The organism is Streptomyces sp. NPDC006393 (assembly GCF_040628575.1).
GTDB lineage: Bacteria > Actinomycetota > Actinomycetes > Streptomycetales > Streptomycetaceae > Streptomyces.
The window spans coordinates 16,070-27,052 of sequence record NZ_JBEXZD010000112.1 but is presented as its reverse complement, the minus strand read 5'-3'; the positions used below and the strand labels follow the sequence as shown (position 1 = coordinate 27,052).

Sequence of the window (10,983 nt, the reverse complement as noted above, 5' to 3'; positions counted from 1 at the left end):
CCACTTCGTCACACAGTGCAGGTCCACGGTGGGGGACTCCGCCGGGAGTGCCATCAGGCCTGCCCAGTCCCACTCGTGCCGCTTCCCGGTTTCCGTGGTCACGGAGAGCTTCCAGTCGTCTTTTCGGATACGGGGGGTGGGCCCGGCCGACAGCACCGGGAAGCCGGTCGTCTCGTACTGCCCGGGCGGCAGTTTCGTTCCCGCCGACGGCCTTCGGCCGTGGAAACCGCGCGAGATGAACACCATGCTCGCTGTCCTTGTCAATCCGGGACGGCCCTGGTGGGCCCCTTCGGAGATGAGCGCCCGCGGTCCGTTACATCTTACCTCCGGTCCCTTGGGAAGGTCGGTTCGTGGCGGCCCGGCCCTCCTCGTCCGTTCCACGGGGACGACTGCCAGAGCCCAGTGATGTGTGTGGCCGCGGTGCGAGCGGCGCCGGTCAGCGCTGCCCCGACGACGTGGCCGCCGCTGTGTCAGCCGGCAGCGCTGAGATGTCCGCCGGCGATCAGATGAGCTCGCAGTTTCTTACGGGCGTCGAACATCGTCTTGTAGAGCGCGTTGCGGTTCGTCCCCAGCTCACTGGCGAGGGTTTCCAGGGGCACCCCGTTGACGACGGCGGTGAAGACCTGCCGCTGGTGGGCGCTCAGTGCGGTCTCGACCGCGTTGCGCACAGCTTCGACCAGCTCTCGCCCCTGCCAGTGGCTGGCGGGATCGACCCCGGAGCAGTCGGGTACCTGCGCCCATTCGTCCGTGTCGAACCATGCATTCGAAAAGCGCCAGAAATGGCGGCCCAGCTTGCTGGACACTTCCAGTACGACAAACCGGAATGCCCAGGTGGTGAACCTGGCGTCGCCTCGGAATTCCCGGATTTTGTGCATGATCCTCATGAGAGCGTCGGCGGCCGCCTGATGGGCGAGGTCGTTCAGCTCGGGCCCGGTAATCCGGTAACGAGGGCCCCGGCGGAACACTTCGTCCATGGCAATCCGCACCAGCAGTTCGTGCAGCCGCGTACAAGCCTGCTCGTACTGCCGCCCATGACCGTCCTCGAGCGCGTCCACCCAGGCGGCGGACTCCGGATCGAGTCGCCCTCGGCCCTTGGCGGGCCCTGCTGCCGGGGCGCTGCCGCTGGTTCCGGCATGTCCATTCGGAGCCGAGCGGCGCATTCTTCTGAGATCCGCAGAGTGCATGTCCTTCAATCCCCAGGTCATCTCGTGCACACAAGCCAATCACGACCCCATCTACAGGGCGTCTACGCGAAGTCGCTGTTGCATCTTTCGCTGTGCGCACATCCGGGATTCCGGGATTACACGGACGAGGCTTCCGTGGTATTCCGACGAGCGACTCGCGCGCGGCGTGATGCGCTCTTTCCCGTACTGTCGTGACTGCTGGTGAGCAAGCCGGACCGCGGAGGCGTGTGACCGCCCCCGCCGGCAGCGAACGGTCATGCCGGGTGCGGCCCGAGGCGGCCCGTAGGAGGATCTGGCGGACTTCGTCCCTGCCCGCAGGCCCAGCCAGGAGACAGGCGGTCGCTCAGGAGTTCTCCGGGGTTTCGGGCACCACATGGACAGCCGCCTCCTCGGCGGAGGCGGCACCGTTGTCGATGCCCACGTCTCGCGCCCAGTAGTCGTCGCCGTCGTACCCGGCGGCGAGAACGTCCGTGTCCCAGCCGAGGAGGCGCCCCGCGCGCTCGTCGCCGACCTGGTCGTCGATGAGCTCTCCGTCCGTGCCGATCGTGTCGCCCAGCCCGTCACCCTCGTCCGAAGCACTGACCTCCGGCACCTCGCGCCTGAGTCGGTGCGTGAGATCCTCGTGGGAAGCGCCCTCCCTCGCAGTGACACCCCAGTCGTTGACGGCCAGAGGCGAACTGGCGGGTGAGTAACCCCGGTCCAGGACGTCCTCTCCCAGCTCGTCCTCGTCGTACTCCTCCTGCGAGCGCAGAGGGTTGGAGGCGGTCACGTCCTCGTAGGGCGGGAGATTGTCAGGTGAAGTCATTACGGCCTCCATGCCGCCGGAGTCCCGGGGCATCTCGGTGCCCGCGCCTCTGTGACTGCGCAGGCGGGAGACAGCCATTCAAGCGGCCCGGTGTCGACGCGGCGTCTACCCGGCATAGTCGCCCAGGCTTCGCCAGGGTGGTCAGGGTCGATGAGCTGCTCGTATCCGGGATGCTCCGCGATGAACCGGTGCCGCGAGAGGCCGCTGCTGTGCGGGTGCGCACAGGCGGGTGTCTCGGGGGATGGTTAAAGGCGGCAGCCCCCCGCCGGGCACGCCGGCCCGGAACCTGCGGACGCCGGGTAAGGAGTGCGTCACCGAGGCAGCTAACGGTTGACCAGCCGGCGGTTCGGCGCCGCAGAGTCGAGGCCCCTGTCTGGCTGCCGCGATCTGGCGAAGGGGCGGGCCTCGCCCGTCGAATCCGGTCCCGTGTCGGACGACCTCAGCCGATGCCGACCTCATAGAAGGAGCAGCACAACGTGGTTCCAGCGAGGGGGTATGCGGTGTTGGCGGGCGGATGCTTCTGGGGCATGCAGGAGTTGTTCCGCTGGTTCCCGGGCGTGGTGGGCACCCGTGTCGGCTACACCGGCGGCGAGGTGGTGGAACCGACATACCGCAACCACGGGAACCATGCGGAGGCGGTCGAGGTCACCTACGACCCGACCGGGACGGACTACCGCAGCGTCCTGGAGTTCTTCTTCCAGATCCACGACCCCACCACGTTGAATCGGCAGGGCGACGACATCGGCCTGACCTTCAGGTCCGCCATCTTCTACCTGAACGAGGAACAGCGACGCATCGCAGGGGCGGTGATCACGGACTCCGACGCGTCTGGAATATGGCCGGGGAAGCTGGTCACCGAGGTCGTCCCGTCCGGCAGGTTCTGGGAAGCGGAACCTGAGCACCAGAACTACCTCCAGCGCCATCCGGATGCGCACATGAGCCAGTACGTCCGAAAAGACTGGAAGCTGCCTTGGCCGCCGGTCTGACCGGGCCCGCGCCCACGCGGCCTGGCCCGCCCGCGCTCACCCTTGCTCTTCAGCGGTACGGGGCCGCATACCCTCAGACAGGATGGACAGGTGATCGACTACGACGACGAGACCCGGGACTACGACGCGTCCCGGGGCCGTGAACCGAGAGCCCCGGCCGCGCCGGAACAGGGCAGGGCCGCAGCCCGCGCAGGTGGCGGGAGGTGATCGCCGCGGGCCACATCCCTGGTGCTCGCGTGCGACCGAGGGCCAGGTGACCGACGTATGTCGGCAGCTCGCGGTGCTTCCCGACCAGGACATGGCACGCCCGGACCCGCTGTACCAGCTCATCGCCTCGAAGGCGTGACCTTGCGCCTTCCCAGGGACGGATATGCACGTATCCGAGGTGGGCGACGAGTGGCAGCGGCACTGGTGTGCTATTGCGGATCGATCAGGCCCGGGATGTGCCGGCGCGATGCGGCGACGAACTCGTAGATGGCGGAGCGCGAGGCATCACGGGCCGGCTCCAGCTCCTCCCGGGAGTGCGCCTCGCGAATCCGGTCGATCGCCTTCAGCGCTTGCCGCCCCAGAGCGTCAAGGGCCGAGGACGGCGTGAGCAGTTCGGCACGGAACATCGCCTCCAGGGCCGCGGCCCTCAATCGCTGGGCCTCCCTCTGCACTTCATGCAGCGACTCACCCTCCGTAAGGCGGCCCGCGTACTTGGCGAACCAGTAGTCCACCTGCCCCCGACGGAAGTTCGCGAGCGCACCCGCGTATGCGCTGTAGGCGTCGAGGCGTTCCTGGCGCAGACGCTCGCTACGGGTGAAGAGTTCGGTGCGCAACGTAGTACGGCGCTGGAACAGATAGGTCAGCGATGAGCCGAGCAACGTACCCAGCACGGCGATGAGACTCGTGGCAACAACTTCCATGCCGTCAGCGAAGCATCCTCCGGAGGTGATCGTCTACGTTCGCCGGAACCCTGTGCGCAGGGAGGCAACTTGACCTCAGCTGCCGAAGTGGGCGGTCGGGTGGCGGGCGTTGAGCCGGTGCAGGGAGACGCGGCTGCGGTCCGGGTCCGCGCGGCGGCCTTGGCCGCCGATGTAGTGGTGCAGGAGGTGCAGGCAGCCGGTGCACCGTGGGCCCTTGTTCTCTTCAGTTCGAGCCCTCGGCGTCCCCCGCGGCTCATCCTGGGGCGACCCGGTGGATCGCCAGCGCGTCCGAGCGGTGCGTTCTCGCGTCGGAGGGCGCGCACACCAGATGCCCGACTGCGCTGGAAGGACTGGGCAGCGGGTGCTCGCCGCGCAGCGCGGCCTCGACGAACTCGCTCAGTCGTTCGGCACACCTGCGGTAGAACCGCAACTGGATGCGGCGGCCGAACAGGCGCCACCCGACGGAGGTGATCCGGCCCAGGGTCGGGGCACCCTGCGAATGGCATGAGACCACGAACAGCACCTCACCGGTGTCCTGCCGCTTCACGACTTCGTAGGTGACCTTGCCGCGTTCCAGGTGGCCTTCCAAGGTCTCGTAGGCCCATCCCCAGACGCGGTCCGTCCCGTCACGGGTGTCGTCCACCACGTCGGTGACGCGCACACCACAGTAGAAGTGCATGCCGTGGAATCGCGCCTCCAGCAGCATGTCGCGGCCGAGCAGCGGCGCGGCCGGGTCGTAGAGCGCTCGCACGATCTCCGGCGGCGAGAACTCGTAGTCCCGGACCAGACGGCAGGCCTGTTCCCACGGGCCTCCCGGCTCCGGCGGGCCCGGTCGCTCCGTGGGCAGCGCGGTGCGGTGGAGATCGATGTTCCAGGACGGTCGGCGCACCTCGTCGGCCGAGTAGTTCACGCGCGCATCTGCGAGGCCTCGCCACACGCGTACGGCGTCGAGCCGTCCGAAGACCCAGTCACCCAACGGGATCACTCGGGCTTCCGAGCGAGTCGCCGATCAGCCACAGCGTCGGCGGCCACAGACCCACGAAGAGCGCGCGCCGCTCGGCGTTCGCCCGCTGCTCCTGGTCGACGGTCTTCGCGCGCACCCACAACGTCACGCACAGACCGACGGTGGCGAGCGAGGCAAGGTGCAGATGGGCACTCCGCACCCCTGCACGGTGCAGCATCCGGACCACCATGGGGCCTCCTGGGTCGCTTGCTCGTTCCAGCATCACTTTGAGTACCCCTTTATGGGGTACACAGGTGGCAACGGTGTTTCATGATGTTGGTCAGCCCAGAGGTCACGGATGATGCGTCCACACTGTCCTCAGATATTCACCGTGCTCGCGCGGTGGCTCTTGGGCACGGGGTTGGTCACGTGGCGCTATCTGTGGGAGACGACGCCTCTGCACCGAGGTGGCGAATGCCAAGGTGACGAGACGGACCTTCCGCCGCGGCTGCCGCCCGGGGCGCTCGACAGCCGGGTGCAACTGGCGCAGGACGGCTGCGGTCCCCTGTTCCACCGCCTTTTCCGTGTGCGGATCGCCGATGCCGACATCGGCCCGGGCCGACTCCTCGAATGGATCTGCTGCGATTTCAAGCGCTTCGTGCCCTCCGAGGTGGTCGACATCCACACCGGTGAGCTCCGCGAGCACGGTCTGGACGTCGCGGACGAACTGCTGGTGGAGATGCCAGGACCCTGGAACGGACCCGTCAAGGTCGTTCATCGCGGCGTCGACCGTCTGCACCTGGTGACCCTGCGCGGTCACATGGAGGCCGGTCAGGTGCAGTTCCGTGCGCGCGAGGACGACGGCCTGCTGGTGTTCGAGATCGAGCTGTGGGCATGCCCCAGCAACCGCTTGGTGCACCTCCTGTACTCGCATCTGCGCCTGGCGAAAGAGATTCAGCTCAACATGTGGGTTCGGTTCTGCCTGTCCGCCGCATCGATGTCGGGGGGCCGACCGGTCGACGGTGTACACATCCGCACCCGTTGGCTCGAACTGCCCGAAAGGACACCGGCACGCCCGCAGCCCTCGTCCGGCAAGAGCTCATCGAGCGGGGCGCCGAGCCAGGAGGTTCCCCCCGGGGGAGCGGTCGGGGAGCCACGTGCGAGCTGGGACCACCGGCGAAAGGACAGCAGGTGACGGGCAGCCCGCTCCAGGACCGGACCGTCGTGATCACCGGAGCCGCGCGCGGGCTGGGAGCGGCCCTGGCGCACCAGCTGACCCGGCGCGGGGCACGCCTCGCGCTTCTCGGCCATGAGGGGGCCGAGCTGGATGCCTTGGCGGCATCCCTGCCCACCGCGGCGCTGGCGGTCGAAGTCGACGTAACCGACAACTCCGCGATGGACGATGCGGCGGGCGAGGTCCGCGGACGCCTCGGTCGGCCGTCGGTGGTCGTGGCCAATGCGGGGATCGCCGAGGGAGGCCCTTTCGCGACGTCGGACTCCTCCTCATGGCGCCGTGTCATCGACGTGAACCTGACGGGCAGTGCCCACACGGCACGGGCGTTCCTGCCCGATCTGACGGCGACGGCGGGCTACTTCCTGCAGGTGGCATCGCTTGCGTCACTCGGAGCCACCCCGATGATGAGCGCTTACTGCGCCTCCAAGGCGGGTGTCGAAGCCTTCGCGCACGTCCTGCAGGCCGAGGTGGCGCACGAGGGAGTCGCGGTGGGTATCGCGTATCCCGCCTGGGCGGACACCGACATGATCCGCGAGGCCGAGGGCTTCGCGGCCCTGCACGAATTGCGCGTGCACATGCCCCCCGGCGTCCGGAACATCCATCCGGCCGACGCCGTCGCCGCCCGACTGGCGCGCGCTGTCGAGCGCCGCAGCACCGCTGTGTACATCCCGGCGTGGCTGCGTCTCGTCCAGCCCCTGCGCTGGGCCCTGCCGCCGGTGGTGCTACGGCTGGCCCGCCACGATCTGCCCCGTTGGGACGCCGGGCGGCCGCTGCGTGCCACAGGCAGGCTGGGCGCCGGCGGACGGGCCGACCGTGCCGCGGCCGTACCGGACGACGGCCGACCGGGCTGATGCCCTGCCTACGCGCTCCCTTTGCCGGGCAGGTCGCGTGTGGAGGAGATCGTCGCCTCTGGGCCGTGCACCGAGCCGGCGCGCCTCTTGGCACAGGAGCCGGCGTAGCGGCGGCGCGGCGCCGAGTGGGCGGGGCCGATGTGCCTGTCCGGTCGGCCCAGCGGACCTGCTCGTGCGTGCGAAGGATCTGTCGAGCGGCGGCATCCGCTTCGTCCGGACCTCCCGGGCTGCGCGCGGGGCACGTTTGCGACGAAGCTGGAGGTGGTGCCGCCCCGGGCGATGGCCGGCAGCGCCTGAATCACCCGCCACCGTCGAGCCGAGGAGGATCCGTGGCTGTCCAGCACGCGACGACAGGACGCACCATGGCCGGAGCGGACGGGCCCGACTCGTCGAAGAGGCCGCCCGGGCCGGCGGGAGCCGACCGGCCTGGGGAGTGCGCAGGCCTTCTCCCGAGGCACGGCCATGCCCGGCGTCGGGGCGAGGGCCCGGACTGCTCGGCCGGGAGCTGACCATGTCGGCGACGAAGGGAACCTCGGGGGAGCTGCGGAGCCAGGCCTGGTGGGCGAACGCGGCGAATCCGGAGATGACGGCTCTCTACCTCGAACGCTTTCTGAACTTCGGTCTCACGCGGGCAGAGCTGCAGTCCGGCCGGCCGATCATCGGCATCGCCCAGACAGGTAATGATCTGGTTCCCTGTAATCGGCACCATCTCGGCCTCGCCGACCGGATCAAGGCCGGGGTGCGCGACAGTGGTGGCATCCCGTTCGAGTTCCCCGTCCACCCGTTGCAGGAGACCGGAAAGCGCCCCACCGCGGCGCTGGACCGCAACCTCGCCTATCTCGGCCTGGTCGAGGTCCTGTACGGATATCCGCTTGACGGAGTGGTCCTGACGACGGGCTGTGACAAGACCACACCCGCGTGCCTGACCGCGGCGGCGACAGTGAACATCCCGGCGATCGTCCTGTCCGGCGGCCCCATGCTCAATGGCTACCACCGCGGCATGCGGACGGGCTCGGGGCTGGTGATCTGGCAGTCGAAGCGGCTGCTCGCCAGTGGACAGATCGACCACGACGAATACCTCGCACGGGTGACCGCCTCCGCACCCAGCATCGGGCACTGCAACACGATGGGCACCGCGCTGTCGATGAACAGTCTGGCCGAGGCCCTGGGCATGTCCCTGCCCGGCTGCGCGTCGATCCCGGCGCCCTACAGCGAGCGGGCGCAGATGGCCTACGAGACAGGCCGCCGGGCGGTGACCATGGTGCGAGAGGACCTGACCCCCCGCAAGGTCATGACCCGGCAGGCCTTCGAGAACGCGATCGTCGTCGCATCGGCCATCGCCGCCTCGACCAACGTGCCGATCCACATCAACGCCATCGCACGTCACGTCGGGGTGGATCTCACCAACCAGGACTGGCAGTACGTCGGACGCGACATTCCGGTGCTGGTGAACCTCGCGCCCGCGGGGGAGTTCCTCGGCGAGGACTTCCACCGCGCCGGCGGTGTCCCTGCGGTCATGCGGGCGTTGCTGGAAGCGGGGCACCTGCACGGTGATGCCGTGACGGTCGCGGGCCGTACGGTGGCCGAGAACCTGGAGGACGTCCCGCCCGGCGACCCGGCGGTGATCCGCCCCTACGAGGACCCCGTCACCGCGCACGGCGGACTGCTCGTCATGACGGGGAACCTGTTCGACTCCGCGATCATGAAAATGTCGGTGCTCACGGACGCCTTCCGGGCCCGTTGCTCGCCGCGTTCCGGCGAGCCGTCGGCATTCGATTTCCGTGCCGTCGTCTTCGACGGGCCGGAGGACTACCACGCTCGTATCGAGGACCCGGCGCTCGGCATCGACCAGGACTGCATTCTGGTCATCCGCTACACCGGGCCGGTCGGATATCCGGGCTCGGCCGAGGTCGTGAACATGGAGCTGCCTCCGGCGCTGGTCCAGCGAGGCATCGCGGCGCTGCCGACGCTCGGTGACGGCCGGCAGAGCGGTACGTCGGACGCACCGTCCATCCTCAACGCCAGCCCCGAGGCCGCGGTCGGCGGCAATCTCGCCATCCTGCGCACCGGCGACCGGATCCGTGTCGACCTGGACAACGCACGCGTCGACGTCCTGCTGCCGGACGAGGAGATCGCCGAGCGCCTGGCCCGCTACACACCCCCGGCACTGGAGCACCAGACGCCGTGGCAGGAGATCTACCGTTCTACGGTCGGCCAGCTGGACAGCGGGGGCTGCCTGGAGCTCGCGGTGGCGTACCAGGATCTCGTTCACACCAAGGGGATCCCTCGTGACTCGCATTGACTCCAGCGAGACCGTTCTGATCGCCGACTTCGACTTCGGTGATGTGGACATCGAACGCGCGATCGTCGAAGGTGCCGGACTCCGGCTCGTTGCCGCGCAGTGCAAGAACGAGGACGAGGTGATCGAAGCGGGACGAGAGTGCGGCGGCGTCCTGACCCAGTACGCGCACGTCGGTTCCCGCGCCATCGACGCGTTGACCCGCTGCCGGGTGATCGCCCGCTACGGCACGGGCGTGGACATCGTCGACGTCGATGCCGCGACCCGGCACGGAATCCAGGTCACCAACGCACCGAGCGAATGGTGCGCCGAAGAGGTCGCCGATCACGCCGTCGCGCTCTGGCTCGCGGCCGCCCGCAAGATCTGCCGGTACGATCGCGCGACCCGACAGGGCGAGTGGCACTGGCGGACCGGAGAACCCATCCACAGACTGAGGGGACAGGTGCTGGGCCTGCTCTCCTTCGGTTCCATCGCACAGCTCATCGCCGAACGCGCGAAAGCGTTCGGTGCCGAGGTCTGGGCACATGACCCGTTTCTCGACCAGTCCGAGATCCGGGCATCCCGGGTCCGGCCGGTGTCCTTCGACGACTTGGTGGAAGGCGCCGACTACGTGGTGGTCCAAGCGCCGCTCACCCCACAGACGCACCACACCTTCGACCGTGCGACACTCCGCCGGATGAAGCCGACCGCCATCCTCGTCAACACCGCGCGCGGGCCCATCGTCGAGGATGCGGCGATCCATGAGGCGCTCACCGAAGGATGGATCGCCGGCGCGGCGCTGGACGACCTCGAGGAGGAACCCGCGAAACAACGCGGATGGCGCCCGAGCAACCCGCTCCTCGCGCTGCCCAACGTGATCGTCACACCTCACGCCGCCTACTACTCCGAGGAAGCCGTGAGGACCGTACGGACCATCGCCGCGGAAGAGGCCGTACGGGTTCTGACCGGGCAGGCGGCGCGATTCCCGGTCAACGACCTGACGGCCGGCTCCCGCCCGCACCGGGACGGCTCTGGCCGCTCGGGTTGAGGCGTGATGTCGATGGGCTCTGGAAGGCACCGGAACTCTTGCCGGGGCAGCTTCGGGGCCCGGTAGCGGCGGACCCGAGCCGGGGAGCCCGCCATGAGCTGGCTGGCCTTGGACGGGTGCCCGTCCAGGCTGCCGGCCGCCCTGGCGAGCGGCCGGCAGCCTGGTGTGCGTGATGCTCCAGCGGAGCGCATCCGGTCCGGGCCGCGCTCGGGTGCGGGAGTGCGCCGGCGCCGGTTCTACGCATCGAGTACGGCGGCGACGGCCTCGATCTCGACGAGCTGGTCCTCGTAGCCGAGCACGGTGACGCCCATCAGGGTGCTGGGGACGTCATGGTCGGCGAACGAGTCCCGGACCACCTGCCAGGCGGCCACCAGATCCTCCCGCCGGCTCGATGCGACGAGGACCCTTGTACTGATGACGTCCCTCAGGGACGCGCCGGCGGCAGCGAGAGCAGTGCGCATGTTCTCGACGGCTTTTCGTGCCTGGCCCGCGTAGTCGGCGATCGCTGCGGTGGAGCCGTCGTCGTTCAAGGGACATGCCCCGGCGAGGAAGATCAGGCGGGACTCGGCGGGCGCCGTCGCCGCGTAGGCGTACTCGGCGACGTCGGACAGGGAAGCGGAGCGGATCAAAGTGATGGCATGGGCCACGGTCGTCGGGTCCTTTCCCACTGGGTGTTGAACCCGGACATCCTGCCAACAGCCCGGTGGCGCCCGCCTCCCCCTTTTTCCCGCCGCCCCGGCGGCCCA

12 protein-coding genes are annotated in these 10,983 nt (G+C 69.0%); 5 read left to right on the top strand and 7 right to left on the bottom strand.

All coding sequences use genetic code 11. The features are described 5' to 3' along the window. The 3 genes from ABZ484_RS32005 to ABZ484_RS31995 form a co-directional block, all read right to left on the bottom strand. On the bottom strand, positions 1-246 hold a 246-nt coding region (locus tag ABZ484_RS32005; protein WP_358869430.1), incomplete at its 3' end, for a molybdopterin-dependent oxidoreductase. Between the two features lie 224 nt (positions 247-470). Further along, positions 471-1,205, bottom strand: coding sequence for a sigma-70 family RNA polymerase sigma factor (locus ABZ484_RS32000; protein ID WP_358869431.1), 735 nt, complete (start codon positions 1,203-1,205; stop codon positions 471-473). A gap of 322 nt (positions 1,206-1,527) precedes the next feature. Beyond that, complete coding sequence (locus ABZ484_RS31995; protein WP_358869429.1) at positions 1,528-1,989, bottom strand: DUF5709 domain-containing protein; 462 nt, start codon at positions 1,987-1,989, stop codon at positions 1,528-1,530. A gap of 476 nt (positions 1,990-2,465) precedes the next feature. Here ABZ484_RS31995 and msrA point away from each other — a divergent pair, with 476 nt between their 5' ends. Next, positions 2,466-2,975: a peptide-methionine (S)-S-oxide reductase MsrA gene (msrA, locus tag ABZ484_RS31990; protein WP_358869428.1), complete on the top strand. Its 510-nt coding sequence runs from the start codon at positions 2,466-2,468 to the stop codon at positions 2,973-2,975. 416 nt (positions 2,976-3,391) lie between these two features. Here the strand turns inward: msrA and ABZ484_RS31985 are convergent, their stop codons facing one another. The 3 genes from ABZ484_RS31985 to ABZ484_RS31975 form a co-directional block, all read right to left on the bottom strand. Then, complete coding sequence (locus ABZ484_RS31985) at positions 3,392-3,883, bottom strand: hypothetical protein (protein ID WP_358869427.1); 492 nt, start codon at positions 3,881-3,883, stop codon at positions 3,392-3,394. Between the two features lie 253 nt (positions 3,884-4,136). Continuing rightward, complete coding sequence (locus ABZ484_RS31980; RefSeq protein ID WP_358869426.1) at positions 4,137-4,793, bottom strand: DUF1990 family protein; 657 nt, start codon at positions 4,791-4,793, stop codon at positions 4,137-4,139. A 58-nt stretch (positions 4,794-4,851) separates the two neighbouring features. Beyond that, complete coding sequence (locus ABZ484_RS31975) at positions 4,852-5,064, bottom strand: hypothetical protein (RefSeq protein WP_358869425.1); 213 nt, start codon at positions 5,062-5,064, stop codon at positions 4,852-4,854. A 153-nt stretch (positions 5,065-5,217) separates the two neighbouring features. Here ABZ484_RS31975 and ABZ484_RS31970 point away from each other — a divergent pair, with 153 nt between their 5' ends. The 4 genes from ABZ484_RS31970 (at position 5,218) to ABZ484_RS31955 (ending at position 10,237) form a co-directional block, all read left to right on the top strand. Next, positions 5,218-6,021 (top strand): DUF1990 domain-containing protein, encoded by an 804-nt coding sequence (locus ABZ484_RS31970; RefSeq protein WP_358869424.1) that lies wholly within the window; start codon positions 5,218-5,220, stop codon positions 6,019-6,021. Continuing rightward, the gene (locus tag ABZ484_RS31965; RefSeq protein WP_358869423.1) at positions 6,018-6,911 is read left to right on the top strand and encodes an SDR family oxidoreductase; all 894 of its coding nucleotides are present in this window, start codon (positions 6,018-6,020) and stop codon (positions 6,909-6,911) included. The genes ABZ484_RS31970 and ABZ484_RS31965 overlap by 4 nt, the downstream gene beginning before the upstream one ends. A gap of 511 nt (positions 6,912-7,422) precedes the next feature. Continuing rightward, complete coding sequence (locus ABZ484_RS31960) at positions 7,423-9,213, top strand: IlvD/Edd family dehydratase (RefSeq protein WP_358869422.1); 1,791 nt, start codon at positions 7,423-7,425, stop codon at positions 9,211-9,213. 43 nt (positions 9,214-9,256) lie between these two features. Next, positions 9,257-10,237, top strand: coding sequence for a C-terminal binding protein (locus ABZ484_RS31955; RefSeq protein ID WP_358869421.1), 981 nt, complete (start codon positions 9,257-9,259; stop codon positions 10,235-10,237). 236 nt (positions 10,238-10,473) lie between these two features. Here the strand turns inward: ABZ484_RS31955 and ABZ484_RS31950 are convergent, their stop codons facing one another. Continuing rightward, positions 10,474-10,884, bottom strand: a complete 411-nt coding sequence (locus ABZ484_RS31950; RefSeq protein WP_358869420.1) for a Rid family hydrolase — start codon at positions 10,882-10,884, stop codon at positions 10,474-10,476. Between the last annotated feature and the right edge of the window lie 99 nt (positions 10,885-10,983).

Coding starts and splice junctions, on each gene's coding strand:
- ABZ484_RS31995 (WP_358869429.1), bottom strand. CDS start 1,989: ATGACTTCACCTGACAATCTCCCGCCCTACGAGGACGTGACCGCCTCC.
- ABZ484_RS31960 (WP_358869422.1), top strand. CDS start 7,423: ATGTCGGCGACGAAGGGAACCTCGGGGGAGCTGCGGAGCCAGGCCTGG.
- ABZ484_RS31985 (WP_358869427.1), bottom strand. CDS start 3,883: ATGGAAGTTGTTGCCACGAGTCTCATCGCCGTGCTGGGTACGTTGCTC.
- ABZ484_RS31975 (WP_358869425.1), bottom strand. CDS start 5,064: ATGCTGCACCGTGCAGGGGTGCGGAGTGCCCATCTGCACCTTGCCTCG.
- ABZ484_RS32000 (WP_358869431.1), bottom strand. CDS start 1,205: ATGACCTGGGGATTGAAGGACATGCACTCTGCGGATCTCAGAAGAATG.